Source organism: Solidesulfovibrio carbinolicus, from assembly GCF_004135975.1.
Classification (GTDB): Bacteria; Desulfobacterota; Desulfovibrionia; order Desulfovibrionales; family Desulfovibrionaceae; genus Solidesulfovibrio; species Solidesulfovibrio carbinolicus.
This window is the reverse complement of the sequence record NZ_CP026538.1, coordinates 393,320-420,252: the sequence shown is the minus strand read 5'-3', so window position 1 is coordinate 420,252 and position 26,933 is coordinate 393,320. Positions and strand designations below refer to the sequence as shown.

At 65.7% G+C, this 26,933-nt stretch carries 22 protein-coding genes; 5 read left to right on the top strand and 17 right to left on the bottom strand.

Annotation, left to right across the window (positions count from 1 at the left end; all coding sequences use genetic code 11):
• Positions 1–28: 28 nt before the first annotated feature.
• The 3 genes from C3Y92_RS01775 (at position 29) to C3Y92_RS01765 (ending at position 3,993) form a co-directional block, all read left to right on the top strand.
• Positions 29–1,885 carry a 4Fe-4S ferredoxin gene (locus C3Y92_RS01775; protein WP_129348928.1) on the top strand — a complete coding sequence of 619 codons (1,857 nt, stop codon included), beginning with the start codon at positions 29–31 and terminating at the stop codon, positions 1,883–1,885.
• A 277-nt stretch (positions 1,886–2,162) separates the two neighbouring features.
• The gene (locus C3Y92_RS01770; protein ID WP_129348926.1) at positions 2,163–2,963 is read left to right on the top strand and encodes an electron transfer flavoprotein subunit beta/FixA family protein; all 801 of its coding nucleotides are present in this window, start codon (positions 2,163–2,165) and stop codon (positions 2,961–2,963) included.
• Between the two features lie 10 nt (positions 2,964–2,973).
• Positions 2,974–3,993: an electron transfer flavoprotein subunit alpha/FixB family protein gene (locus tag C3Y92_RS01765; RefSeq protein WP_129348924.1), complete on the top strand. Its 1,020-nt coding sequence runs from the start codon at positions 2,974–2,976 to the stop codon at positions 3,991–3,993.
• A 176-nt stretch (positions 3,994–4,169) separates the two neighbouring features.
• On the opposite strand, the gene asnB (C3Y92_RS01760) is transcribed toward C3Y92_RS01765, so the two are convergent.
• The 15 genes from asnB (C3Y92_RS01760) to C3Y92_RS01690 form a co-directional block, all read right to left on the bottom strand.
• Entirely contained in the window at positions 4,170–6,074 is a 1,905-nt protein-coding gene (gene asnB / locus C3Y92_RS01760; protein WP_129348922.1) for an asparagine synthase (glutamine-hydrolyzing), read from the bottom strand.
• Between the two features lie 101 nt (positions 6,075–6,175).
• Positions 6,176–7,423, bottom strand: coding sequence for a glycosyltransferase family 4 protein (locus tag C3Y92_RS01755; RefSeq protein WP_129348920.1), 1,248 nt, complete (start codon positions 7,421–7,423; stop codon positions 6,176–6,178).
• Positions 7,420–8,298, bottom strand: a complete 879-nt coding sequence (locus tag C3Y92_RS01750) for a class I SAM-dependent methyltransferase (RefSeq protein ID WP_129348918.1) — start codon at positions 8,296–8,298, stop codon at positions 7,420–7,422. The genes C3Y92_RS01755 and C3Y92_RS01750 overlap by 4 nt, the downstream gene beginning before the upstream one ends.
• Positions 8,288–10,162, bottom strand: coding sequence for an asparagine synthase (glutamine-hydrolyzing) (gene asnB, locus C3Y92_RS01745; RefSeq protein ID WP_129348916.1), 1,875 nt, complete (start codon positions 10,160–10,162; stop codon positions 8,288–8,290). The genes C3Y92_RS01750 and asnB (C3Y92_RS01745) overlap by 11 nt, the downstream gene beginning before the upstream one ends.
• Before the next feature lie 8 nt (positions 10,163–10,170).
• Complete coding sequence (locus C3Y92_RS01740; RefSeq protein ID WP_129348914.1) at positions 10,171–11,124, bottom strand: glycosyltransferase family 2 protein; 954 nt, start codon at positions 11,122–11,124, stop codon at positions 10,171–10,173.
• Positions 11,125–11,151: 27 nt separating this feature from the next.
• Positions 11,152–12,780 (bottom strand): hypothetical protein, encoded by a 1,629-nt coding sequence (locus C3Y92_RS01735; RefSeq protein WP_235669681.1) that lies wholly within the window; start codon positions 12,778–12,780, stop codon positions 11,152–11,154.
• Positions 12,781–12,909: 129 nt separating this feature from the next.
• Positions 12,910–14,049 (bottom strand): hypothetical protein, encoded by a 1,140-nt coding sequence (locus C3Y92_RS01730; protein WP_129348909.1) that lies wholly within the window; start codon positions 14,047–14,049, stop codon positions 12,910–12,912.
• 6 nt (positions 14,050–14,055) lie between these two features.
• Positions 14,056–14,994, bottom strand: a complete 939-nt coding sequence (locus C3Y92_RS01725) for an efflux RND transporter periplasmic adaptor subunit (RefSeq protein WP_129348907.1) — start codon at positions 14,992–14,994, stop codon at positions 14,056–14,058.
• 100 nt (positions 14,995–15,094) lie between these two features.
• Entirely contained in the window at positions 15,095–16,684 is a 1,590-nt protein-coding gene (locus tag C3Y92_RS01720; protein WP_235669573.1) for a TolC family protein, read from the bottom strand.
• Positions 16,685–16,779: 95 nt separating this feature from the next.
• Positions 16,780–17,484 (bottom strand): ABC transporter ATP-binding protein, encoded by a 705-nt coding sequence (locus tag C3Y92_RS01715; RefSeq protein ID WP_129348903.1) that lies wholly within the window; start codon positions 17,482–17,484, stop codon positions 16,780–16,782.
• On the bottom strand, positions 17,477–18,730 hold the full coding sequence (locus C3Y92_RS01710) for an ABC transporter permease (protein ID WP_129348901.1): 1,254 nt from the start codon (positions 18,728–18,730) through the stop codon (positions 17,477–17,479). The genes C3Y92_RS01715 and C3Y92_RS01710 overlap by 8 nt, the downstream gene beginning before the upstream one ends.
• A 45-nt stretch (positions 18,731–18,775) precedes the next feature.
• Positions 18,776–20,056: an aminotransferase class I/II-fold pyridoxal phosphate-dependent enzyme gene (locus C3Y92_RS01705; RefSeq protein ID WP_129348899.1), complete on the bottom strand. Its 1,281-nt coding sequence runs from the start codon at positions 20,054–20,056 to the stop codon at positions 18,776–18,778.
• 188 nt (positions 20,057–20,244) lie between these two features.
• Positions 20,245–20,739, bottom strand: a complete 495-nt coding sequence (locus C3Y92_RS01700; protein WP_129348897.1) for a hypothetical protein — start codon at positions 20,737–20,739, stop codon at positions 20,245–20,247.
• Positions 20,736–21,176 (bottom strand): hypothetical protein, encoded by a 441-nt coding sequence (locus C3Y92_RS01695; protein WP_129348895.1) that lies wholly within the window; start codon positions 21,174–21,176, stop codon positions 20,736–20,738. The genes C3Y92_RS01700 and C3Y92_RS01695 overlap by 4 nt, the downstream gene beginning before the upstream one ends.
• Positions 21,173–22,831, bottom strand: a complete 1,659-nt coding sequence (locus tag C3Y92_RS01690) for an ArnT family glycosyltransferase (protein ID WP_129348893.1) — start codon at positions 22,829–22,831, stop codon at positions 21,173–21,175. The genes C3Y92_RS01695 and C3Y92_RS01690 overlap by 4 nt, the downstream gene beginning before the upstream one ends.
• Positions 22,832–23,045: 214 nt before the next feature.
• Between C3Y92_RS01690 and C3Y92_RS01685 the strand changes: the two genes are divergently transcribed.
• Complete coding sequence (locus C3Y92_RS01685) at positions 23,046–23,858, top strand: glycosyltransferase family 2 protein (RefSeq protein WP_129348891.1); 813 nt, start codon at positions 23,046–23,048, stop codon at positions 23,856–23,858.
• Here C3Y92_RS01685 and C3Y92_RS01680 read toward each other — a convergent pair.
• Entirely contained in the window at positions 23,800–24,804 is a 1,005-nt protein-coding gene (locus tag C3Y92_RS01680; protein ID WP_129348890.1) for a polysaccharide deacetylase family protein, read from the bottom strand. The genes C3Y92_RS01685 and C3Y92_RS01680 overlap by 59 nt on opposite strands.
• Positions 24,805–24,924: 120 nt before the next feature.
• On the opposite strand from C3Y92_RS01680, the gene C3Y92_RS01675 reads away from it, so the two are divergent.
• Positions 24,925–26,244, top strand: a complete 1,320-nt coding sequence (locus C3Y92_RS01675) for an HDOD domain-containing protein (RefSeq protein ID WP_129348888.1) — start codon at positions 24,925–24,927, stop codon at positions 26,242–26,244.
• Positions 26,245–26,369: 125 nt separating this feature from the next.
• Here the strand turns inward: C3Y92_RS01675 and C3Y92_RS01670 are convergent, their stop codons facing one another.
• Positions 26,370–26,834, bottom strand: a complete 465-nt coding sequence (locus tag C3Y92_RS01670; RefSeq protein WP_129348886.1) for a hypothetical protein — start codon at positions 26,832–26,834, stop codon at positions 26,370–26,372.
• Positions 26,835–26,933 lie beyond the last annotated feature (99 nt).

Here is a 26,933-nt window from a genome sequence, read left to right as displayed (position 1 = left end):
CCTCCTCCCACCCAGCACGGAGGCGCGTATGGATGAGCGGCAGGTCATGGAAACGGACATTGTCTGCGTCGGCTTCGGGCCGGCCATGGGCGGGTTTCTGACCACGCTCGCCCGGGGCATCGTCAACGAGGACGGCTCCCCGGTCATGGAAAGCGACCTCATGCCCGGCATGCCGCCCCAGGTCATCTGCTACGAGCGCGCCGACGACATCGGCGTGGGCGTCTCGGGCGTGGTCTCCAAGGCCCGGGCCATCCGCGAAACCCTGCCCGACCTCGATCCGGCCTGCCTGCCCATGTGCGCGCCCATCACCGAGGAAAAGGTCGTCTACCTCCTCGATCCCCACGGAGCCAGCCGCCGGCCGCTGCCCATGAAAGCCGCCGACGCTGCGTTTAAGCTTCTGGGCGGCCGCTTCCCGGGCTGCACCTACAAGGATTTCTCCTGGGAACTGCCGTACATCCCGCCGTTTCTCAACAAACACGGCGGCCTGACCTTCTCCATCGGCCAGTTCAACCAGTGGGTCGGCAACAACGTCATGGCGACCGGCGCGGCCCAGATATGGCCGTCCTCGCCCGGGGCCGCGCCCATCATCGAACACCGCAAGGTCGTGGGCGTGCGCCTGGCCGACCAGGGCGTGGACAAGGCCGGCAAGCCCGACGCCGCCTACATGCCCGGCATGGATGTGCGGGCCAAGCTGACCGTGGTCGGCGACGGCCCGGTGGGTCCCGTGGGCCGCGCCATCGACGACGCCCGGGGACTGCCCATCGGCCACCACCAGCGCGACTACGCCGTGGGCATGAAGGTCGTGGTGGACCTGCCCGGCCATTGCCCCCTGAGGCCCGGCACGGTCATCCACACCATCGGTTACCCCGAACCCGAGATTTTCGGCTTCCTCTACGTCCTGCCCGACCGCAAGGCCTCGCTGGGCATCTTCGTGCCCAGCTGGTTCGACAACCCCGTGCGCACCGCCTACCGCTACCTCCAGCACTGGATGCAGCATCCCTATCTCTGGAAATACCTCAAAGGCGGCACGCTCACTTCCTTCGGGGCCAAGACGCTCCAAGAGTGCGGCCAGAACGGCGAACCCTACCTCGTCGGCGACGGCTACGCCCGCATCGGCGAAGGCTCCGGCACCACCAACGTGCTCACCGGATCCGGCGTGGACGAGGCCTGGGCCTCGGGCGTCATGCTCGGCGAAGCCGTGGTGCAGCTCCTGGAGCAGGGTCTGCCGTTCACGAACGAGAACCTCGAAAAGACCTACGTGGCCCGCCGCCGCGCCTCCTGGTTGGAGGCCGAAGCCAAGCAGGCCCGCCGCTCCCGCGAGGCCTTTGCCTCGGGCTTCATTCCGGGCGTCGTCGGCATGGCGATTTCCGGCCTGACCAAGGGCGCGCTGTGCTGGCCGGCCGACTCCGAGCCGGTCCACAAGCGCATCCCGTCCATCGAGGAATACTACCGGGGCCGCGTCTCCTGCGAGGAGATCGCGCGCATCCGCAAGGACTGCACCGCCAAGGGCCTGGCCCTGCACGACGCGCTCATGGACCGCGTGGGCTGGCCGGCCATCGAATACGACGGCAAGCTGCTCATCTCCCACCAGGACGCGCTGCTTATCGGCGGCAAGGTGCAGGCCGCCCCGGGCTACGCCGACCACGTCACCTTCGAGGACCACGACACCTGCCGGGCCTGCCGCGAAAAGACCTGCATCGAAGCCTGCTCCGGCCAGGCCATCACCACCAACCCCGACGACGGCGTGCCGCTTTTTGACCGCGAAAAATGCCTGCACTGCGGCGCCTGCCTGTGGAACTGCTCCAAACCGTCCAAGACCGACCCCGAGCGCACCAACGTCCGCTTCGCCGCCGGCGCCGGCGGCCTGCACTCGGCCGAGAATTAAGCAGGGCGCTGCCCTGCACCCGCGCGGGCGCTGCCCGCGACCCGCCAGGGCTCTGCCCTGGACCCGCCGGGGGGGATAATCCCCCCCGGCCCCCCTTGGCGGGGGCAGCCCAGGGACGGGATGGCGTCCCTGCGCTGCCCCCGATAAGGGAATTAGCGGCAACTAATTTAGACTATTGAGAGTTTTTTGGGAGGGAGGGGGTCCGGGGTAGGGAACCCTTTTTTGCAAAAAAGGGTTCCCTACCCCGGTTCCTCCGGCCCCCCGACAAGGAGCGCTTATGTTTCATATCGTCGTATGCGGCGGCATCGTGCCTGATCCGCTGCAGACGCTGGAGCCGGTCAAGGGACCGGCCGGCTGGGGACTCAAAAACGAACTCATGCTGCCTTCGGTGCTGGACCCCTGGGCCTCCCACGCCCTGTACGAGGCGGCCCATCTGGCCAAGACCGTCGCCGGCAGCAAGGTCTGGCTGGTGTCGCTGGGTCCCAAGGCCAAGCTGCAGCAGCTCATGATGACCGTGGCCCAAAAGGCCCCCTTCGAGCTGGTGGTGGCCGACGGCCCGGCCAGCGGATTCACCGACTCCTTTGAGGTGGCCGAGGCCCTGCACGCCGTCATTGCCGGCATTGCCGGCCTGGACGCCTCCAAGCTGCTGGTGTTCGGCGGCTGGCAGTCGGCCTCCCGCGGCTCGGGCTCGACCCTGCAGATCCTGGGCGAAAAGCTCGGCATCGCCGACCATTTCCAGGGCGTGGACAAGCTCACCGTGGGCGCCGACGGCAGCCTGGAGATCATGGAGCGCGTCGAAGGCGGCGCGTACCAGATTTCCACCTGCTCCGGCGCGCCGGCCGTGCTCGGCTGGGCCACGGGCGAACTGCCCGAGCCGCCCAACAATCCGCAGGTGGGCATGGCCAACATGCGCCTTGTCATGCCGGCCCTGCAAAAGGCCAAGCCGGCCGCTGTCAAGGCCGACGCCATCGACTACCAGTCCGTGACCCTGCCGGCCCAGAAGCGCGAAACCCGCGTGGTCAAGGACACGCCCGTCGACGTCATTGCCCAGGAAATCGTCGACTGGCTGAAAAACTAAGGAGGCCGCCATGGAAACCATTCTCTTCATCTCTCCCGTGGCTGCTGACGGCTCCCTGCCCAAAGCCTCCCTGGAAGCCCTGACCGCCGCCAAGACCCTGGCCGAAGGCCTGGGCGCGCCCCTGGCCGTGGGCCTTTTCGGGGCCGACGTCGCCCCGGCCGCAGCGGCCGCGGCCGCCTGCGGACAGGTCTATGCCGTGACCGGCGAAGCCTTTGCCCCGGCCCGCTACGCCACCGACGCCGCCGCCATGGAAGCCCTGGCCAAGGCCGCCGGCGCGACCATCATCGTGGCCGCCGACGACTCCCGGGTCTCCCGCGCCCTGCCGGGCGTGGCCGCGCGCCTGGGCGGACGCATCGACGCCCATGTCACGGCCGTGGCCGCCAAGGACGGCAAGGCCGTGGCCACGCGCGGCTTCTACCGCCAGCGCATGACCGCCGAGCTGACCCGCACAGCCCGCCCGTGGTGCCTCACCGTCTCGGCCGGCTGCTACGCCGCCTACGACGGCGCGCCCGGCCAGGCCGCCGTCACCGCCGTGGACGTCGCCGTCATCCCGGCCATGACCCGCACCACGGTCAAAGCCATCGTCGCCCCCTCGGCCGACGAGCAGACCATCCGCCCCGACGCCACGACGCTGTTCGTTGCCGGCGCCGGCTGGACCAAGAAGCAGGCCGACGGCGCGCCCCACACGGCCGAGGCCGGCCAGCTGATTCTCGGGTTCCTGGGCGCGTCCAAGGCGTCCCTTGGCAGCAGCAAGTCGCTGGTGGACATGGGCGGCGAAGGCGAGGCCGTGCTGCCGTTCCTGACGCATCTGCATCAGGTCGGCCAGACCGGCTCCACCCCGCGCCACCAAAAGGGATTGGCCACCTGCTGCCACGGCGAAGAGCCCCATGTCGTCGGCTGGCGCTTCATCACCGAACGGCGGGCCGTCAACCTCGACGCCGCCTGCGGCTGGGCCCAGGGCAAGGCCGACGTGCTCTATGTGGCCGACGCCTTTGCCGTCATGAAGAAAGTCAACGAGTTGCTCGGCTAAGCTGGCTCTGCCCCCAAATGACAACGCCGGGAGCGGGAGACCGCTTCCGGCGTTTTTATGCCCAGGCCTGCCGGCCTTCCGCTTCCAACTTGCCCCTTTACCCCTTTTCCTATTTGGGGGGGTCCGGGGGCCTCAGGCCCCCGGCCGCCGGAGGCCTCTTCCTCTTCTGTCTCTTCCTAAAAAAACCGTCGCAGCCACAGTTCCAGCATGACCAGGGCGAAGAGGCGTTTGCCGTGGTCGGCCTGGCCGGCGGCGTGGGCGGCCAGCAGCGCTTCCACGGCTTCGGGCCGGGCAATTTCCCGGCAAACCTTGCCGCCGATGAGCAGGTCGTGGGCAAAGGCCTTTAGCGGCCCCCGGAACCAGCCGGCCACGGGCAGGCCGAAGCCGCGCTTGGACTGGTTGGCGATGCCGGGCGGCAACAGGTCGGCGAAGGCTCGGCGCAGCAGGTATTTGCCGGTCAGCCCCCGCAGCTTGAGGCGTGTGGGCAGATGGGCGGCGAAGGCGGCCAGTTCGCTGTCGAGCAGCGGCGAGCGGCCTTCCAGGCCGCTCGCCATGGCCATGCGGTCGGCTTTGACCAGCAGATCGCCGGGCAGGTAGATGTTGGCGTCGGCGAAAAGCGAGGCGTCCAGCGGCGCATCGGCCTTGGACGCGGCGGCGGTATAGATGTAAAGGGCCACGGAATCGGCCGGGCCGGCGGCCTTGGCGAATTCCGGGCGCACAAGGGCCAGCCGGTCGGCCGGGGAGAAATAGGATCCCCAGCGCACGAGGCTGGCGGCGCGCGGGATAGCCGTGGCCTGGGCCAGACGTTTGATGCCGGCGCGCCAGTCGGCCTCCACGGGCACGTCGCCCTTGGCCGGCAGCAGCCCGGCCAGCCAGGGGACCAGCCGGCGCGTGACGATATGCGGCAGTCGGGCGTAGGCGTCGGCCAGGGGATCGAGCCAGTAGCGCTGGTAGCCGGCGAACATTTCGTCGCCGCCGTCGCCGTTTAGGGCCACGGTGACGTGTTGGCGCGTGAGCCTGCACAGGTGCCAGGAGGCCAGGGCCGAGGGATCGGCAAAGGGCATGTCCGTGGCCGCGACCACGGCTTCCATGGCCCCTCGCGCCTCGTCGAAGCCGACCACGAATTCGGTGTGGCGAGTGGCGAAGCGTTCGGCCACGGCCCGGGCTTTGGGCGTTTCGCTGAAGGCTTCCTCGGCGAAACCGATGGAAAAGGTGCGCACGGGCTGATCAACCAAGCCGGCCATGACGGCGGTGACGATGGCCGAGTCCACGCCGCCGGACAGATGCGCCCCCAGCGGCACGTCGGCGACCAGACGCAGCCGCACGGCCTCGGTGACGCGGCTACGAAGCTCGGCGGCCAGATCGTCCACGGAGCCGGCAAGCTTGGGCTGGTAGTCCAGGTGGAAAAACCGCTCGATATGAGGTCGACCGCCACGCCACAGCAGGGTATGGCCGGCAGGCAGGCTGGCCACGCCCACAAAACCGCTGGACGGCTCGGGCACATGCTGCAGGGTCAGGTAGTGGGCCACGGCCTCGGGGTCAAGGCGTCGGGCCACGGCCGGATGGGCCAGCACGGCCTTGGGCTCGGAGCCAAAAGCCAGGCCGCCGGGCACGGCGGCGTAATACAGCGGTTTTTTGCCGAAGGGATCGCGGGCCAGGAACAGTTCCCGGCGCGGCGCGTCCCAGATGGCCAGGGCGAACATGCCGCGAAGCTTCGCGGCGCAGGCCGGGCCGAGTTCTTCGTACAGGTGGACGATGACTTCGGTGTCGCTGCGGCTGGCAAACACGTGGCCCTTGGCTTCGAGTTCCCGGCGCAGCTCCTGAAAATTGTAGATCTCGCCGTTAAAGACGATGGCAAGCGTGCGGTCTTCGTTGAAAAGCGGCTGGTCGCCGGTGACGAGGTCGATGATGGCCAGCCGGCGATGGGCCAGTCCCGCGCCGCCGCCCTGGGGAAAGGCGTCGAGGTAGTCGCCCTGGCCGTCCGGGCCGCGATGGGCCAGGACGCCGTTCATGGCCCCAAGCACCTGTCCGAGGTTTTCCGGGCCGCCCTGGTCGGTGAGAAAACCGCAAATGCCGCACATACGCTCCCCCTCCCCGACCTTGTTGCGACGCCGTGCCTCAAACGAGGCCGAGCGGAATACTCTACACGGATAGAGTGAATATTATGGGAACATGACCCACGTTATGTCTCGGCGGCATCCGACCCGCACAGCGCGGCGTAGCGCTCGGCCACCGAGCGCCAGGAATATTCCCGGCACACGCGCTCCCGGCCGGCCGCGCCCAGCCGCCGGCGTAGAGCCGCGTCGGCCAGCAAGCCGGCCAAGGCCCCGGCCAGGGCGTCCGGATCGTCCGGCGGCACGAGCAACCCCGTCTCGCCGTCGGCCACCACTTCCTCGTTGCCCGAAATGCGCGTGGCGATAACAGGCAGGCCGGCGGCCATGGCTTCCAGCACAGCGTTGGGCATGCCTTCATCGCGCGAGGGAAAAACGAACAGATCGGCCCGGCGCAGCAGTTCCGGCATGGCCTCGCGCCCGGCCCAGCCGGCAAAACGCAGGCGCGATAACACGCCCAGGGCCGCGGCCTGCTCGGTCAGCGCGCCGCGAAGCGGCCCGTCGCCGACAATGGTTAATTCGTAGTCGACCCCGGCCGGAAGCCGGGCCAGAGCCGTAAGCAGCACGTCCAGACCCTTTTGGTGGACCACCCGGCCAACGAACACCAGCCGGACCGGGCCGCTCTCCTCCAGGCTCTCGGCCGGCGTGAAGCGCGCCGTGTCCACGCCGTTGGGGATCATGCGGATGGGCGTTTGCCCGGCGCTTTGCCGGGCCAGGGCGGCCAAACCCTGGCTGTTGGCCACCACATGGGCGGCCCCGCGCCACAGAAAGCGGATCAGCGGCCCGGTGGCCTTGTGGTAGCCGGCCAGATCGTAGGGCTGAAAGCCCGGCACGTCGCCGCCGCGAAGGGACACGATGTACGGCACGCCGCAAAGCTGCTTCAAAAGCCAGGCGGCCGGGCCGCAAGGGATGCCGAAAAAGGCGATGCAGGCGTCAGCCTGAAAATCCCACTGCCCGAGCGGCAAGGCCAGGCCGGCGCTTGCCAGAAAAGTCAACATCTCCAAGGGCGAACAATGGTCGGCATGACGCCGCACGGCCGGCAGCCGCACCAGCTCGTAGCCGTCCACCATCTGCCGCCGGGACAGGCCGCCATAAACGGCCGTGACCACCCGCACCCGATGCCCCAGCCCGGCCAGCTCCCGGGCCATGTTGGCCGTGGCGTTGCCCGCCCCGCCGCCTATGGGCGGATATTCGTAGTTGAGGAGAAGGAGATGGAGGATGCGAGAGGAAAACCCTTTTTGGAAAAAAGGGTTTCCCTCTCGCGCTCTCCCTTCCCCAAAACTTTCAACGGGGGGGAGATCGTTCACAGGCGATGTCATCGGGCGACCGCCCCGTATGGGGGGGTCCGGGGGGCCTCAGGCCCCCCGGCGGAGGGGTCCAGGGGAGGCAGCGCCTCCCCTGGCCGCCGGAGGCAGCACAGCGTCGCTGTAACAATACTGAGCACGGCCGGGTCGCGGTCGGCGAAATCGGGGTGCAGGCGGTCGGCCACGGCGGCGAAGGCGTCTTCGTCGCGGGCGTAGTCGAGCACCGAGACGTCGAAGCCGGCCCGGGTCAGGGCGGCGGCATGGTCGTCGTAGCGCCAGCGCGGCAGATCGCCGGGATCAAGAAACCGGTTCCAGACCTTTTGGGAGAAAAGGAGGAAATGGAAAGGATATTTGAAAAAGTGATCGCGGTAATCGACCCGGTGGAGCATGACGCCGCCCGGGGCCAGGATGCGGGCCAGTTCGGCGCAAAGGGCCGGCAAGTTCCGGACATGTTCCAGGACCGAGTTGGACAGGACCACGTCCACGGAGCCGTCGGGGATGTCGGTCAGGGTGTCGCTGCGGCGCACGGTGTGGAATTTCACCTGGGGATGGGCCAGGACTTGGTGTTGCAGGTGTTTGGCGTCCAGCCCCACGTCGTGGCGGGCGTAGGGCTCCTGGCAGACCACCGAGGCCGCGCCCAGGCCGGCCAGGGCGTAGCCCACGCCGTTGGTCGCGCCGCAGCCGATCTCGACCAGGCGCTTGCCCGGGATGGCCACGCCCAGCCGGGCCAGGTCCTCGGCGTAGGCCCGGGCCACGGCCATCGGGTCGATGACGCCCTGGTTTACGCGGTAGTACGGCAGACGCGGCCCCCAGGTGGCCAGACGCTTTTCCGTGAAGAAAAACCGGCGCAAAACGCGCAGGGTCACGTATTCGAGGCTGTCAAAACGCAAGGCGGCCTCCTCCCAGGTCCATGTGGCGCAGCACCCAGAGATTCCAGAGAAAAAGCCTATGGTCGGCCCGGCCGGCCCGGTGGGCGGCGATATGCTGCTCGATGGCGGCGGCGGCCAGCGACGCTTCCACGGGCGCGGGTTCGCCCAAGGGCAGCCGCCCCTGGGCCAGCCAGCGGCCGATGGGCACGCCAAAGCCCTGTTTCTTCCGGTAGATGATGTCCCGGGGCAGGACCGTCTCCAGGGCTTTTTTCAGGATGTACTTGGTGATCCCCCGGCGAAACTTCAGGCCGGCCGGCAGGGCGCGCACGTAGTCCACCAGTTCGATGTCGAGGAACGGGGCCCGGGCTTCCAGGGAGAACATCATGCCGGCCCGGTCGGTTTTGACCAAGATGTCGTCCTGGAGATAGAGGCGCGTGTAGAATTCCAGAGTCCGGTCCACGAGGTTGGTCGAGGCGCAGCCGTCGTAAACCTCGATGGCCTCGCTGTAGACGTCCTCAACGTCGATAGGGCCGCCAAAGAGGTCGGCCAATCCGTCCGGGCCAAGGGGGCCGAGCCAGACCGGGTTCCAGAGTCTGGGCGGCTGGGCCAGGCCGCCCAGAAACCGGTTGAGCTTAAAGGTCAGGGCCATGTAACCGTGGGCCACGGGCAGGCGCGCGGCGAGAAGCGCCAGGGCGGCGTGGACCGGGCGCGGGACCACGGCGCTGAAAGCCTTGGCGGCGGCCAGGGCGCGAAACGGATCGTAGCCGGCGAACAGTTCGTCGGCCCCGTCGCCGCCCAGGGCCACGGTGACGTGCCGGCGGGTCTCGCGGCACAACAGGGCCGTGGGAATCAGCGACACGTCGCCCATGGGTTCATCCAGACGGCCGACGATTTCGGGCATAAGCGCCAGGGCGGCGTCCAGGGTAAATCTCGCCTCGTGGCGGGCCACGCCGATGGCCTCGGCCGCCTGGCGGCTTTTGGCCGATTCGTCGAAGGCCGGATCGTCGAAGCCGATGGAAAAGGCGCGCACATCCGGGGCATGACGGGCGGCCAGGGCGGTGATGGCCGAGGAATCCACCCCGCCGGAGAGAAAAATGCCCAGGGGCACGTCGGCCATGAGCCGGCGGGCCACGGCGGCGTCCAGGAGTTCAAGGACGCGCCCGGCCACCTTGGCCTCGGGCACGGCGGACAGTGCCGGGTCGGGCTCGACTTGGAAGGTCCACCAACGCTTCGGCTCCGGGCGCGGATCGGCGACGTCCAGGAGCAGGTTGCAGCCGCCGGGGAGCTTGTGCGTACCGGCGTACAAGGCGTTTGGCCCGGGGATGAAGCCGTAGGCGAAATATTTCTGCAAGCTTCGCCGGGAAATGGACCGATCAGCCAGGGCCGGATGGGCCGCAAGGCTCCCCAGCTCCGAGGAAAAGGCGAAAAAGCCCGGCTTGGCGGCATAGAAAAAAGGTTTCTTGCCGAACCGGTCCCGGGAGCAGAAAAGCGTTCCCCGGTCCTGGTCGTAGAGGACAAAGGCCCACATGCCGTTTAAGCGCTGGGGCAGCCCTTCCCCCCACTCGCGCCAGCCGTGGAGCAGAATTTCCGTGTCGCTGTGGTCGGAGACAAAGCGGTAGCCCCGGCCGGCCAGTTCCCGGCGCAGTTCCAGGTGATTATAGATCTCGCCGTTGTAGGTGACCACCAGCCGCCCGTCGGCGGTGGCCATGGGCTGGGCTCCGCCTTCGAGGTCAATGATGGCCAGACGGCGGTGGGCCAGGTGGACGGCCCGGGCCTCGTCAATAAAGCGGCCTTCGCCGTCCGGCCCGCGCCGGGCCAGGGCGGCGTTCATGGCGGCCAGGGCCGGCGCGCCGCCCGGGCCGGCAAATCCGCAAATGCCGCACACGCTTGAGCCTAGTCCTTGCAGTTTCGGGTGCAGTCCACGATGTAGGTCGGCTTGTCCTGGGACTCGTGGTAGGTGCGCATGAGAATCTCGGCAATAAGGCCCATGAAGACGGCGACGATGCCGATGAGCATGAACATGACCACGGCCAGAGGCAGCGGCGTTTCGATGAAGCTCTTGTTCAAAAAGATCTTGCAGTAGAGCATGAACACGAAAAAGAGCATGGACAGGGCGATGCTGGCCAGCCCGAAACCGCCGAAGAGATACATGGGCTTTTGGGCATACTTGTCCAGGAACTTCACGGTCATGAGATCCAAAATGACCTTGAGCGTGCGTTCGATGCCGTACTTGGACGCGCCGTGGATGCGGGGATGGTGGGTGACGCTCACTTCCGTCACCCGAGCGCCCTGCCAGGCGGCGTGGATGGGGATGAAGCGGTGCATCTCGCCGTAGAGTTTCACGCCCTTGATGATGTCGCGGCGATAGGCCTTGAGCGAACAGCCGTAATCGTGGAGACGGACGCCGGAAATAAACGAAATGAGCGCGTTGGCCATGCGGCTTGGCAGGTTGCGCTTGATGGGATTGTCCTTGCGGTCCTTGCGCCAGCCCGAGACGACGTCAAAGCCCTCGTCGAGCTTGGCCAAAAGCTTCGGGATATCGGCCGGATCGTTTTGCAGATCACCGTCCATGGGAATGAGGATGTCGCCCCGGGCGGCGTCGATGCCGGCCATCATGGCCGGAGTCTGGCCGAAGTTACGGCGCAGATGCACCACGCGCACGACCTCGTCCCGCACGGCCACGGCGTCGATCCGGGCGCGCGTGTCGTCGGTGGAGCCGTCGTTGACCAGGATGACTTCGTAGGGGTGGCCCAGAGAACCAAGGACGGCGTCGAGCTTGGCGTAGAGCGGCTCGATGTTGTCCTCTTCATTGTAGAGCGGGATGATGATGGAAAGCATGTCCGGCATGGGGTCCGCCGTTTGGTCGTTACAGGCTTATTCGGGCGAAGCTTGGCCCCGGGGCGCATCGGGCTGGCGACGCAGATCGATCAGCCGTACGCCGGGCTCGGGGCTGGTATAGGGAAATTCAGCCCCGTCGAGAAGGGCGAATTTACCGGAGGCGGCGGCCAGTTCCCGGATGCGGTCGTCAAAGGGCGCAAAAAGCGGCCCTTTTTCCATGGCCTTGGGCGCGTAGTCCCCTTCGCGAACGACCATGTGCGTGACGCCGTAGACCCGGGCGAACTCGCGCACGGTGTCGGAGTCCTTGGCGTAGTAGGCTTCCAGCTGATGCCCCAGGCGCGGGGTCATGATCTTCCAGGCCCCCACGCTCCAGGGATGGGCCAGCTCGAAGCTGGCCACGACGTTGCGCCGGCCAAAGGTCAGGACATTGTCCAGGTCCTTGGGGTTGCCGGCCACAAGCGCGTCCTTGGGCAAGGCGGCCACGGCGCTGCAAAGCGGCGCGTCGGCCCGGTAGTCGTACAGGCCCACGCCGGATAGCCGCCAACAGCCGAAACAGACGGCCAACGCCAAGAGCGCCGGGCCGCCAAAACGTCGCGCCAGCAGGCCGCCGAAAAACCAGCGCAGGCAAAGCGCCAGCCCCAGGGCGTAGAGCAGATTGATGGAGTAGGAGATGTAGCGGTCGGGCACGAACAGCACCAGGGCAATGGCCCGGGCCAGGGCATACAGCCCCAGCGATCCAGCCAGGAGCATGGCCGCCGGGCGATAAAGGGGTATGTAGTCGCGCCAGGGGGCCCGGCGCGCCCCGATCCAGAGCATGGGGGCCAGCACGGCCAGGGTGGCGATGCCCGGGAAAAGCCCCCACTCCAGGAACAGCCCGATGCTTTCAAAGGGCCAGTAAACCAGATCGAGAAAGGGGTTGGGCAGCGGGAACAGGTCCAATCTGCCGTTTGGGCCGAATACCGGGTCTCCGGCCAGGGCGGCCCGGCCGACCAACGGGCCGTAACCCTTGGCGGCCAGGGCCTGGTTCATGCCCAAAACGGCGGCGGCGGCGGCGGCCAGCACCAGCCCATGGACGGGCCGGGCCGGAAACGGCGCGGCCGGGCGGTCCGTGAGCCGGGCCATGACGGCGTCCAGGCAGGCGCAACCGGCGCACAGCATGGCGATGTAGGGGATGGTCGCGGCCTGCAGCAGCAGAACCCAGGCCATGCCCCGGCCCGAGCGGCGCAGCCAGGCCCAGAAAAAAAGGGCCAAAAGCGGCCCGGCAAAGGCCCGGGACAGCCCGCCGGAGATGTTTTTGAGAAAATACGGCATCGCCCAGGCCATGGCGGCGCAAAACCAGCCGAGCATCGGCCCTTCCAGGGTCGCGCCGATGCCGAAAAGGCTTGCGGCCAAAAGAACGAAAAGCCCGCCGGTCAGCAGCTTGGAGAAGAGGATCGGATCGCAGCCAAAGCCCTTGGCAGCGGCGAAATACAGGGCCTTGACCCCGGCCGGGACGTAGGCGGCGGCGTAATCGGACAGAAAATCCGATGGGTACAATCCTGGATCAAGCCACCGGGCCATCCAGAAAAGCTGCTGGCGCACATCGTCGTTAACGACGTAGGGCGAGGCCAGCCCCAGCCGGTGGGCCACGGCGAACACCAGGGCCGACAGCAGGCACACGGCCATCCAGTCCAAGGGACGCACCGGCCGGTGCGAGCTTCCGCCCAGGAAATCGTTATTATGAAGCTGCGAGCAACACACGAAACGCACTAGGGTTCTTAAAAAACACCAGGGTATTTTTCAAGAAAGGCCATACTAGAGGGCACGGTCATAGAGGCGGAACACCTTGTAGCGTTCGCCGCCGAAATCCTGAAGCGTCTTGTTCCATTGTTCCAGGGATTCGGGAATGAGCGAGCAGTCGCAGTATTCCATCTTGGGGTGGTTGACCAGAAAATTGATGATGATGTTGAGGATGATGGCGTGGTGCAGGCGCTTCCACTGGTGAGCGCGGGACACGCCCATGATGATGGCCCGGCAGTGGGTCAGCGGTTTGACCCGGCAATCCCAAAGCAGCTGGAGCTTTTGCCACCAGCCGAACTTGCCGTTAAATTTTTTGACCGACCGGTTCATGTCCGGCGACACCACGGCAAAGGCGGCGATGTCGTCGCCGTCGAGGATCATGGTCTCCAGGTCCGGCCGCACCAGGGGCTGCAGCGTGACGAAGATGTCCTCGTACTGCTTGTCGGTCAGCGGCACATGGCCCCAGTTCTTGCTCCAGATGTCGTTGAAAAGCTCTTTGATCTGGGGGCCGCGTTTGGCGAATTCCTTGCGTTCGATGGGCTTTATCTCGCACTTTTGTCTGGTGAGGATGGAATCGCGCAGCCGTTTGAGCTTCTCGACGTCCATGCCCGGCTTCTCGGAAATACGGTAGGCATACCAATCGTAGGTCTTTTCAAAGCCCCAACCCTTGACCAATTCTTCGTAGTACGGCGGATTGTGGGTCTGCATCATGGACGGCGGCGAATCAAAGCCGTCCACCAAAAGCCCGACCTCGTCGTAGATGCCAAAGGACAGCGGCCCGTGGATGCGGGTCTTGCCGTGGCCTCGCACCCAGGCCGCAGCGGCCTCAAACAGGGCGTCGGCGGTTTCCTGGCGGTTTTCGCATTCAAAAAAGCCGAAAAACCCGGTGTCCTTGTCGTGGTGCTGTTCGTAGAGACCGTTTAGATGGGCCGAAATGCGGCCCACGATCTTGCCGTCGCGGCGGGCCAGGAAGTATTCGGCCTGGCCGAATTCAAAAAACGGTCCTTTGTCACGGTTCAGGAAATCACGCTGCATGGGGATAAGCGGCGGCACCCACAAGGGATCGTCGCGGTAGATTTCCCAGGGATAGCGGATGAACGCGTCAAGCTCGGCCGGCCCGGCCACCGGCTCGACCACAAGGGAGGGGCTAGTCATGGGCGTCTACTTGCCGGGCTGGATGGTGATCTGGGCCTTGAGGCCTTCCTTGAGCTCGGCATCCGGGTTGGGGATGGTCAGTTCGATCTCGTAGTAGGAAGGCTGCTGCAAGGCGGCCGGCATGGGCGCCCAGGGGATGCGCGACACCGAGGCAGTGAACTTCTTGCCCGGAATGGAATCGAAGGTGACCACGGCAGGCACGCCTTCCTTGAGCTTCTGGGCTTCGATCTCGTGGACCTGGGCCCGGATGATCATGGGATTGAGCAGACCCACCTGAAACAGTTCCGCTTCCTTGGCCAGCTTGACCCCGGCGCGCAGCTCGGGGTTCATCCACATGACGTAGCCATCGACCGGAGCCTTGATGATGCCGTCCTTGGGCACCTTGCCGATGCCCACGCCCTTGCCGAAGCGGTCTTCGGCCAGCTCGACTCGGTCGGTGAGGAGATCCCGGGCCAGGGAAAGCTGCTCCAAAACGGCCGATTTCTCCTTGCGAACCACCTCAACTTCCTTGGCGTTCATGGAGATGGCCTGTTGGGAGGTCATGTTGCGCTGGCTCATGGCCTCCAGTTCGCGCCCCTTGGCCGAAAGGCGGTCGATCTCTTTGTCGGCCACGGCCAACTTGTGTTCGAGTTCCTTGATGTTGGCCGGCGAGAGCTTGGTTTTCTCGTCCATGCGCGTTTCCAAGGGGATCTCGTAGGAAGCCAGCACGTCGCCGCGTTTGACATGCTGCCCGATCTGTCCGGAAAGGGACAGGATCTTGGCGTTAAACGGCAAGAAGACCGAGAGTTTGACCGGACTGTAGAGCTTGCCGGAAAAGGAGATGTCGGCAGGGCGGAAGGAGGAGCGCTCCGGGCTTTCGGCCGGCGCGGCCGGAGTCTGGGCAAAAGCGACCGTGGCGGAAAAGATCGATATCCCAGCCGCCAGCAGCACGGCGCGACGTATCATGCGCATGTATTCCTTGCAGTAAGGTTCAGGCGGACCCTTTGCACAGAGTCCGCCGGCAGTGTGTCATGCAATCCTTGAGGGGAATGCCTATCCTCAACGCCTAGAGGCTGTCGATCATGGTCGCGTTGATGTAGCGATCCTGGAAGTCGCCGGAGATGGAACGGACCTCCAGCATGGCGGAATCACGGTCGTACTGTTTGACCAGCATGTTCTGCTTGCTGTCGAGATAATCGCCCATGGCCTTGACGATGGCGTCGTATTCGGCCTGGCCGGAATCGAACCGGAACTGGGCCTGCTGCACGGTGAGCTTTTGCAGCTCCAGGGACGATTCGGCGAACTTCACTTCCGAGGTGGCGGCGCGCAGCTTGGCCAGGGCCTGCTGGAAGGTGCTCATGAGGGTAAACTCCTGATTGCGGCCTTCCACGCTCAGCTGGGTCATCTTCTTGTACTGGCGGCTGACGTCACGTCCCTTGGTCCACCAGTCGAAGGGGAAATTGAGCGTCAGGTTGGGATACATGAACGGCAAGGTCGATGTGTCGTCCTTGTAGCTCGTGTTGTTGAGGGTGGACACCGAAGTGAAGCCAAACGAGAAGGTCGGCAGGAAATGGATGTAAGACAGGGCGATGTTCTTTTTCTGAAGCGCCTTCTCGTACTCGTGGATGCGCAGGGCGAAGGAGTGCTTCTTGAGCTTCTCGTCGGTGACGCCGGCCGGGTTGAAGTCTTCCAGCACCTGGCGGGGAGCGTCCTTGAGGGACAGTTCGATCTTCTGGACAAAGGGAATGCCCATGATGAACTTCATTTCGTCAAGGAGCACCGACTTGGTGGTGCGCATCTTCTCGGCTTCGGTGCGGGCCATGTTGATCTTGGTCTCGGCGATGCGCACGTCGAGCTGGGCGCCCTGGCCCAGGCCGGCCCGGGTCTTGACGTATTCCAGGTTCTTCTGGGCCAGCTCTTCCTTTTCCTTGGCCATGCCGATCATGGTCTCGACCATGCCGAGCTGGAGGTAGGTGACGCCCAAGCGCTTAAGCCCGCCGTCGATGACCTTGAGGTGGGAGAGCACGGCGATGTTGGCCATTTCCTTCTTGGCCTGGACGTCAAAGGCGGTCAACAGCGGGTTCCAGGCTCCGGTGGAAAAGCTCAGGTCGTATTTCTTGCGGTTGCGGTTGGAGGAGTTGCCGGCATAGACGGCGTTGGAGGCGGTGATGGCGTTGGACAGGTTCTGTGTGGGGTTCGAGGAGGCGTTCTCGAACACCGAGGCATACGCCGTGTTGGCGACGGTGTTCTTGTACTCCGGCAGACGCATGTAAAACGTCGTGCTCATGACGATGGTGGGGATGTACTGCGAGTAGGCGTCCCCCACGTCAAGGCGCTTGGATTCGATCTCGATGGCGCTTTTGGTCAAAAGCGGCGACTGGGCCAGGGCCACGCGCACGCACTCGTCAAAATCGGCGGGCGAACGCAAGGTCGTGGACCCCAGGGCCAAGGCCCCGGCGGCCTTGGAAAAACTCGGCGCGGGATCATCGGAGGCGGGATCGGCGGGCTGAGACGCCGCCTTGGCGACCGGAGCCGGCGTCGGCGCGGGCTGGGTCGTCGCCCCCTTGGCCTTGTCCTTGGTGTAGCGGTCCCCGGGAGCGGCCATGGCCGGCATGGCCAGACACAGCCCCAAAAGACAGGCAAGGGCCACGGTCACAAGCCGTTTCCCCCCAAAAGGCGCGTTCCCCCCGGACGCCGCCATCCCCAGCCAACAGGTCAGTTTCCTGGCCATGCGCTCCTCCCCGTCGAGCGTTACCCGTTTAGATAGCCGTCCGTCAGGACGCATTTTCTCGTGCAATGTTCCGCGGTCATGGCATCGTGGGTGACCACGACCATGGCCGTTCTCGCTTCTTCCGTGATCTTTGTAAAATACTCCAGTACACGGAGGCTGTTTTCCCGGTCAAGCTGTCCGGTGGGCTCGTCGGCCAAAATAAATTCCGGCTCGTTGACCAGGGCCCGGGCGATGGACACGCGCTGGCGCTCGCCGCCGGACAGTCGGTTGGACGGCTGGTGGACCCGGTGGTCGAGGTTGACCATGCCAAGGGCCTCGCGAATCCGGTCGGGCCGCTCCCGGCGGGGCACGCCGGCATAGATCAGCGGCAACTCCAGGTTTTCGTACACCGTGGAGTTTTCAAGCAGGTCACAAGTCTGAAAAACGAACCCGAGCATCTCCCGGCGAAAAATGGCCTGCTGGTCGCGGCTAAGGGACAGGACGTCCACGCCGGCCACCTGATAGTCGCCGGTGCTTGGCGGCTGGAACAGTCCCAGCACAAACAGCAGCGTGGACTTGCCCGAGCCCGAAGGCCCCATGACCGCCACCATCTCGCCCCGGCGCACATGGAGATTGACGTCTTTTAAGACAGTGATCTGCCCGGCCGCCGTGACGTAGTTTTTCGTCAGGTGGTTGATGTCGATGACAAGGGCGTTGTCGTCGTTGATGTCGTAGCGGTTACTCATAGCGCATGGCGTCCACGACCTGCATCCGGCTGGCCCGGATGGAGGGATAAAGGCCCGCGCCGACGCCGAGAATCGCGGCGAATCCCAGGCCCATGAGCAGACAGAAAACAAAAAGCCCCTCGGGCGGACGCGAACCCAGCATCCGGCTCATGTATTCGATGCCCACGCGGCCAAGAATCACGCCGAACACCGACGAGGACAAGGTGACGCACAGGGCCTCGAACAGGAACTGGTAGAGGATGTCGGAATCCAGCGCGCCCATGGCCTTTTTCAGCCCGATTTCCCGGGTCCGGCTGGTGACCGTGGCCATCATGATGTTCCAGATGCCAAATCCGCCCAGGATCATGGTGGCGACGATGGAGCTGTAGATGAAAAGCTCCACCCACCAGAAAATGCGCTGCACCTGTTTGAGCGGCTCCCAGGCCACGTTGACCCGAAGCCCTCGGTCGATCTGGTTGGCCTTGACCACGCCGGGCACGGCCTTGGACACCGAACTGACGTCGTCCCAGGTGGCGCAGCGCACGTAGGCGCTGTAGGGCTGGGAGATGCCGACCACCCGGGCCTTGGCCGTGGTGATGGGCAAAAAGACGAAAAGCGCCCGGTCGCCGGCCCGCACGCCGCCGAGGATGCCGACAACGGTGTAGAGATTGTCGTCGATGGACAACGTCTGGCCGATACCCGCGTCCTCGCTGCCGAAAATCTGCCGGGCCAGGTCGGCGCCGACCACGCACACCCGCGCCCCTTCCTCGATGTCGCGCTGGTCGAACAGCCGGCCGGCCTTGGCGTTAAACGAGAAGACCTTCCAGTAGTTGGCTTCGCAGCCGACCAGATTGAAGCCGAAAAGCCGGTCGTGCCAAGTCGTTACCGCGCTGGTCTTGAGCGCCACGGTGGTGATGTCGAGCACCCCCGGAATGCGGGCGATGGCCTCAAGGGTGCGGTCGCGAAACCATTCCTGGCGTTCGAGGTTTTGGGGCTCGAACATGACGTTGATGATGGTCGCGCCGCCAAGCAGGTCGAGGTCGTTGTTGAAGTTCTTTTTGAGGTCATTGCCCATGGTGATGATGACGATGAAACCCGCCATGCCCAGGGCGATGGAGGCCAGGACGCCGATGTACCGGCGGCGCTTGCGCAGGACCTCGCGCACGCTGACGCGCACGAGGTCGAAGTAGCGCATGGGACCGGCGCCGCGCCGACGGATGCGGTCGAGCTCGGCGACGGTGATTTTTTTGCGTTTGCCTATGGCCATACCGAATAGTTCCGCTGCGGACCCGAGGAGTTTCGCCTGGCCGCCCTACAGGTAGGACAGCTTGCCCCGGGGCGCGTCGCCCTCTTCCTCGCCGGCGGCCGACTGCGGGTCTTCTTCCAAGTCGCACTCCCGGATGCGGAATTCCTTGGCCAGTTTTTCCAGCACGGACAGCACGACATCGAGCTGACGGTCCTGGTGGGTGCTCATGTAGGCGGTGCGAATGAGCGCCTGGCCCCGGGGCACGGCCGGATACACGGCCGGCAGGGCGAAGATCCCGGCCTCGAACAGGGCGCGCGAGAAGAAAAAGGCCTTTTCGTCCGAGCCGATGATGATGGGAATGATGGGCGAGGACGAGTTGCCGATGCGAAGCCCGATGTCGCGGTAAGCATGGCGCATCCGCACCGTGACCTCGTGGAGCCGGTCCACGCGTTCAGGCTCCTTGGCCAGGATGTCCAGACAGGTGAGCACGGCCACGGTGTTGGCGGCCGGCAGGGCGGCGGAGAATATCTGGGTGCGCGATTGGTAGCGCAGGTAGCGCAGCATGTCTTCGTCGTCGGAGGCGATAAACCCGCCGATGGAGGCCATGGACTTGCTGAACGTGCCCATGATGAAATCGACCTTGTCCGTGATGCGGAAATGGTCGGCGCTGCCGCGGCCGCCGCGGCCGAACACGCCCAGGCCATGGGCGTCGTCGAGATAGAAGACCACGTCGGGGTGGGCGTCCTTGATGGCGGCGATCTCGTCCAAGGGAGCCAGTTCGCCGGACATGCTGAACACGCCCTCGGTAACGAGGAACACGTCGCCGTCGGGGCGGGCGGCCTTGGCGTCCTCCACGCGCTTTAAGGCGTGGGCGGCGTCGTTGTGGGCAAAGGTGGCCAGGCGGGCCTTGGTGTTTTTGACGCCCTCGAAGATGCTGGCGTGGTTTTCCCGGTCGCACAGCACGGTGTCGGCCGGGGTGATGAGTACGCCCAAAGCGCCCAGGTTGGCGCTAAAGCCGGTGACGTGGACCACCACATGGCGCTTGCCCACGAAATCGGCCAGACGCTCTTCGAGGTGGTGGTGGAGCACCATGTTGCCGCTTAAAAAGCGCGAGCCGCCGGGGCCGGTGCCCCAGTGATAGACGGCCTGGGCCGAGGCATCCATGACCCGGGGGTCGTGGCTCAGGCCCAGGTAGTCGTTGGAGCCGATCATGATGAGGCGCTTGCCGCCAACCTCGACCTCGGTGCCCCAGGTCTGGGCGATGGGGCGGAAATACGGATTGATGCCCTGGGCTGAAATCTGGGAATGCAGGGCATTGAAGTGCTCGCAGCGTTGGCGCAGTCTCATGGCGTTCGTTGATTCCTCGCGTGGTTAGGAAACGGCGGCGTCGGATACGGCTGGATTCGCCGGCCGCCGGGGCGGCCGAAGGGCCTCGCCGGTCCCGAAGAATAGTCGGGAACAACGGCCAATACGCCAAAGGCGAGGCCTTTGCAAGCCTGGCCGACCTTGGGTTGCCCCGGAAAATTAACACGTGTTCACTTGGCCGCGGCCAGGGCCTCGCGGACCCGGGAGGCGAGTTGGCCCAAGAGCTTGCCGGCGGCCAGTTTGGCCCGGCCGAGCTGGCCCGGGTTTACGCGGGTGAAGTAGATTTCGTCGTCCGGGGCGGCCAGTTCGAGGGAATAGTTGCGCAGCCACTGGCCGCGTTTCTTGCTCCACTCCAGATAGACCCAGTAAAAGGCCGTGGACCCGTCGGCGGCGCGGCAACGGGCCGCGCCCCAGGCGTAGGCCTCGCCGCCGCGCTGCACTTCCCGGTACTTGAGGAAATCGAAATCCTCGAAACCCAGGCCGTCAGCGGCGGTCATGCCCTGGGCGGCGATTGCCATGGCCTGGCGGTAGCCGTCCTTGGGGATGCCGGACAGGCCCAGGGCCGGATAGTGCCAGGCCCCGAACCAGACAAGCAGCCCCACTCCGGCCAGGACCGCGCCGGCAATGCCCCACAACCCGAAGCGCAAAACGCGTCTGGCGCTCACGGCTGGACCTCCCCGGCCGGCGGGCAGGACCAGCCCATGCGCCAGCCGGCGGCTTCCAGACGTCTGGCCCGCTCCAGTTTTTCAGCGGCACGCAGCTCGTCGTCCACGGCCCTGGCCCGGGTGGCCACATTCTTGCGAATGGCCCGCACCAGGGAGTCTTCGGACACCAGGGACCCGGGGGCCGGCTTGTAGACCCCGGAGCGCAGCTCGTCCAGGCGGACCTTGACCGCCTTGTCCGTGGCTTCCAGCACGTCGCGGTGGCGTTCCTTCATGATGGCCGTGTTCTCGCCGTCGTTGACCAGGCCGTTGTAGAAGGACTGGCGGGCAAAAAGCGTGGCGCCCTCGGGAGTCTTGAGAAAGCCCTTGTAGAGGGTGCCGCCCAGGGCGACCAGGAGCAGGAGGCGAATCAAATTGTCGCGGGAAAGGCGTACGTTCATGACGCCCCCTCCCGCCGCCGCCAGATTTCGAGGTCCTTTTGGGGCGGTTCCACGGCGATGAAGTAATGATGGTTGGGGTCGTCGGTGCGGTTGCCGAAGGTCTCGTCCGGGAAAGGCACGGGGACGCGCTCGTAGTCGCGTTCGTAGTCGAGGCTGTCGGTGAATTCCCGGGTCCCGAACAGGAATCGGTCGCGGTTGACACGCACCACCCGCCGGCGCAGCACCCAGTCGGGTTTGACCCCCTCGGGGACGGGGCCTTGCAGGCCGCCCAGCACCCGCACCCCGGACAGGGCGAATTGCAGGGGCAGGTCGCCGTATTCGGCCACGATGGTCTGGCCGGGTTTGGCGTTGGCCGTAAAAAATCCCACGATGGCGGCGTTGACGTCGGGATAGCCGCAGACCAGTTCGGTGACGAACAGCTTCAGCGGAAAATTGTTGGAGGTGAGCATCCGGAAATCGTTTTGCCAGGGCCGGTTGACGATCTTGAGCCGCTCCATGGGATAGACGGCCAGCCAGTTGGTGGCGGCCAGCAGGAAAAAGAGCAGCACCGCCGAGAGCCTGGAGAAACCCCACAGCCGGCGCACGCAAAAGGCCAGCAAAAAGGCGCACAGCGGCAGCAGGTGGGCGATGTAGCGGAAAAACCGCTGGGGAACCAGGCCTAGAAACAGCAGGCTGAACACGATGAGCACGGCCGAAAACAGCGCGAACCGCTCGGCCGGATCGGCCGGACGCTCCCCCCGGGTCGCGAACCGCCGCCAGCGCCAGACCAGATAGACCGACACCGGCAAGGGCAGGCAGAACATGCATAGGTCGGCGAAATAGAGCATGAGGTTTTCGGGCACGAGCAGCACGTCGAACAGGCCGCTTTGGCTGCCGATGCGGTAGAGCAGGATGCCCGGAACCATGACCAGGGCGATGGTGGCGGCCATGAGCCAGCCCAGGCGCTTCCAGTGGAACTTCTCGGGATAGACCAGGAAGGCGGCGGCCAGGGCCGTTGGGGCGAAGCTCAAAAAAAGCAGGTAGTTGGCATGGAACAAAAGGGCCATGCCGGCGAACATGGCCAGAAGCGGCAGGGTTTTGCGCTGCCAGTCGGACAGGAAGGCATCCAGGGTCCACAGGACGAACAGCGTGCCCGGAGCGTAGTAGCGGGCCTGCCGGCCGATGAGCAGAAAGGGCACGCAGGTGGTCAGGAGGATGGCGGCCAAAAGGGCCAGGTCGCGGTCGCCGAAGTGGCGGCGCGTGAGGCGGTACAGCCAGTAGACGGCGACCAGGGCGGCCAAGGCGAAGGGCACGCGGCCGGCGGCGGCGTCAAGGCCGCCCACGGCAAAGCCGGCGGCTTGCAGATAAATCTGCATCCAGGGCGACCAGCGCCAGAGATAGCCCCCGACCTTGTCGAACTCCCGCTCTTCCTCCTGGGAGACGACGTTGAGGCCGTCAAAGGAATAAGGCAGGCCGTTGACCAGGACATTTTTGGCCAGACAGGCGGTCTCGGCCTCGTCCTGCCAAAAGGGGCGCTGGCCCAGATTGTAAAAAAGGAGAAAGGCGGCCAGGACCAGCACGGCGGCCAGTCCCCAATCCAAACGGAAGCCGGCCGCCCCGGAAGCGGCGGGCGGCGCGGCCGGGACCGGCCCGGCGGACGTCGAGGTATGCGTCATGGCCCGCTCTCGGTACTGAAGGCGAGGTTGGATGTAAAGCCTCGACCAGGGACGCGCCGGCCTGTCCGTCGGCCCGGCGGCGGCGATACGGGCCGCAATGGTTGACAGCACCCCCGTTTTCAGGATTAGTTCCGCGTTTGGCCGCGAACTCTCCCTTGCGCGGCGCATTCCGCCGGCCCGCCCGCGATCCGGCGACCCCCTGGAGCGAACGCCCATGATGAACGGAAAAAAAGTGGTGGTGGTCATGCCCGCCTACAACGCGGCCTCCACCCTGGAACGCACCTATGCCGAAGTCCCCAAGGACATCGTGGACGAGGTCATCCTCGTCGACGACTGCAGCCGGGACGACACCATCAAGCAGGCCCAGCGCCTGGGACTGCGCTGCTTCCGCCATGAGCGCAACTGGGGCTACGGCCGCAACCAGAAGACCTGCTACGCCGAGGCCTTAAAGACCGGCGCGGACGTGGTCATCATGGTGCACCCCGACTACCAGTATACGCCCAAAATCATCCCGGCCATGGCCAACCTGTGCACCTGCGGCGAATACGACGTGGCCATCGCCTCGCGCATTCTCGGCGGCACGGCCCTGCGCGGCGGCATGCCGGTCTACAAGTACGTGGCCAACCGCTTCCTGACCCTGTCCCAGAACCTGCTCATGTCGGCCAAGCTGTCGGAGTACCACACCGGCTACCGGGCCTTCACCCGCGAGGTGCTGGAAGCCCTGCCGCTGTGGGAAAATTCCGACGACTTCGTCTTCGACAACCAGATGCTGGCCCAGTCCGTGTACTTCGGCTTCCGCATCGGCGAAGTGTCCTGCCCCACCAAGTACTTCGACGAAGCCTCGTCCATCAATTTCCGCCGCAGCTGCACCTACGGCATCGGCGTCCTGCAGACGTCCATGCAGTTCCGGCTGCAAAAGCTCGGCTACAAGCAGTATTCGATCTTCGACAAGAACGGCCGTGGGTTGTCTAACGCCAATCCGCAGTACTATTCGGACGAGACGCCGGGCGACACGCCGGCCAGCTAAATTCCGGCCCGGCCAGCCCTTCCAGGGTTGTCCCCCGCACGTCAAAGGTCCGCCGCAGCCAGCCGGCAAAGCGGCGGACCTTGGCGATAAACCCGTCCACCGCCCCTTTGTCCGGGAAATGCGGACTCGCCCCCGGCAACAGCTCCGAGGAATGCCAGAAAAGCGTCAGCGCCCGCCCGCCCCGCCAGGCGTGGGCCAGGGCGGCCAGCCGCATGGTGGCCTCGGGCATCCATACCGGGTTGACCCCGAGCGTCAGGGTTTTCATGAAACCGCCAAGCACGGCGTCGCGCCGGGACGGGCAGGCCTCGGCCAGCATCTTGGCCAGTCGCGGCGTGCCCGGAACCAGCGGCAGCTGGGTGGTGGGCGCTTCGAGCAGACGCGGCCCTTGCGGCCCCTGAAGGGACAGCCAGTAGGGATCGGCCGGAGCCAGGAAATGGTCCGGCCCGCCCGGCACGTGGCGCAAGGGGGCCACGCTGGAGTCCACCGTGAAGCCGACCTCGGGCAGCACGGCCATGGCCCGACGAAAGAGGTTCCAGCGCCCCATGCGGAAAGATCGGGCCGGGCGGCCGGCAAAATCGGCCACGGCGGCCTGAAGATTGTGGAGTTTGTCCCTAAAGACCGCCACAGGCATGACCGAAGTGCTCACAGGTTCCGGCCAGGGCATGTCCGGGAAAGGCGGCGTGTTCCAGGGGTGCAGGTGGGCGCCGAGCTCCCCGCCGACCCGGGACAGGACCCCGGCCAGCACCTCAAGGCTCGGGCCGTGACGCAGCACCGGGTAGTCGCACAGAAGCGTCAGCGGCAGCCCGAACTCGGCCGGCAAAAATTCCAGGCGGCGAAGCTGCGGGATGTTGGACAGTCCGGCCCCTTCCCGGGGATAGCTCCCGGAAAACAGGCCCTCTTCCTCCACATCCAGGCTCACCACCACGGCCAGCGGTTTTTTCCCCACGACGTCCCTCCGGGGCGCGCCGGCCAGGCGATGCCCAGGCACGGCTTTTGCTTACGTTCAATGTCGCTACGAGGCCGACACATGGCTTGACATGCCTCGCCCAGGACTATTTTTATCCCTATGGCCTTACAAACTTCTCCGCCCGACTCCGGCCCGTCTCCCGCCCGCCGCATCTCCCTGGCCGCCCTTGAACCGGGCATGGTCCTGGAAGAGGACGTGGCGCGCGACGACGGGGTTCTGCTCGTGCCGCGCGGCACGGTGCTGACCGAGCGCCTCATCAGTCTGCTCCACGCCTGGCCGGTGCGCCACCAGACGACCTGCGTCCTGGCCGACGGCCAGGGCACAGGCCCACAGCCGCCCTGCCAGCCCCAGGCCGAGTCCCTGGACCTAACGGCGGCAGCCGCCGCCCTGGAGCCGCGCTTCGTCCACTGCGATCTGGAAGAACCGGGCCAGGCGGCGCTTTTTACCCAGTCCCTGCCCCGGGCGGCCCGGCTGCTGCGGGCCAGGGGACCGCATGGCCTGGACCTGCCCGGCCCCGTGGCCCCCGAAGCCCTGCCGCCGGCCCCCACGTCCCCGCCGCCGGGACCCATGGCCATCATCGAGGCCGATCCCAAGCTCACCTCGCTGCCCGACGTCTTCGTGCGCATCAGCGAGGCCCTAAACGATCCCAACAGCACGGCCAAGGAAGCGGCCGAGGCCATCGGCAAGGACACCAGCCTGTCGGCCAAGCTGCTGCAACTTGTCAACAGCGCTTTTTACGGCTTTCCGGTAAAAGTCGACACCCTGTCCCGGGCCGTCACCATCGTGGGCAGCCGCCAGCTCACTACCCTGGCCCTGGGCATCTCGGTCATCGGCCTGTTCAAGGACCTGCCCGAAGGGCTGGTCAACATGCGCGATTTCTGGAAGCACAGCATCGGCTGCGGCGTCATCGCCTCCAACCTGGCCCAGGCCGGGACCAACGGCACAGGCGAAACGGTGGAGGTGGAACGGCTGTTCGTGGCCGGCCTGCTCCACGACGTGGGCCGGCTGGTGCTTTACCGCAACCTGCCCCGGCACACCGCCCACGTGCTGGCCATGGCCCGCGACGAAGGCATCCTGCTGCGCCAGGCCGAGCGGGCCATGCTGGGCTTTGACCACGCCACCCTGGGCGGCATGTTGCTGCGTCGCTGGCGTTTCCCGGAAAACCTGGAACAGGCCGTGCGCGGCCATCACGGCGGCCAGGTTCCCATGGGCCGGACGCTGCCGGCCATGATCCATCTGGCCGACGCGGCGGTCGGTTCCCTGTGCATCGGCTCCAGCGGCGAGGTTTACGCGCCGCCGCTGTCCCCGGCGGCCTGGACCACCGTCGGGCTGACGCCCGAGGCCCTGGGGCAAGCCCTGACCGTGGCCGAGGGGCAGGCGGCCGAGATCATCTCGCTGTTTCTGGCCGAAGAAGCCTAGGGCCGGAGCTTTCCGAGAATTCGCCGCCTCCCGGCATGGGGCAGCCCCCGCACGCACGACAAGGCCGGCTCCACGGAAACGGAAGCCGGCCGGACTTTTTCCATAAATGCTAGACTGGTGACCGCTTAGACGATGGTGGATTTGCCATCGCGCAGCTTACCGACCAAAAAGCCGATGGCAATGCCGAGGATGCAGCTGCCAATGCAGCTGACGCCGAAGATGGCCACCAGATCATTGACGTCGCCGATGATCTTGCGGCCAAAAAGGATGTGGAAAAAACCGTAACAGATCCAGATGATCATGCCGGCGTGGAAGCCGAAAAACAGCCCGTCCATCATCCGGTCGTGGACCTCGACGGACTCGATGTACTTGTAGCAGATGATCTGGGCCACCACGCCAAACAGGGTGATGGACCCGAACGAGGCCAGAAGCTGGATGGCCATGGCCACCATGGTGGCGTGCCAGGGGTCGCCCTTGCGCAGGGAGACGATGATCCCGGGCATGAGGCCAAGCAGCCACAAGCCGATGATGCCAAGCCCCTGATGGTGTCGCAAGGCCTTTTTCCAGATCGCATCCAAACGCTCTCGCATGGTCCGCCTCGTGTAAAAACGGCCGCTCGGGCCGGCCTGCCCCGCCGGATCGGGCGGGGGACAAACAAAAAGCACGCCGGCCGCGTTGTCAAGCGGCGT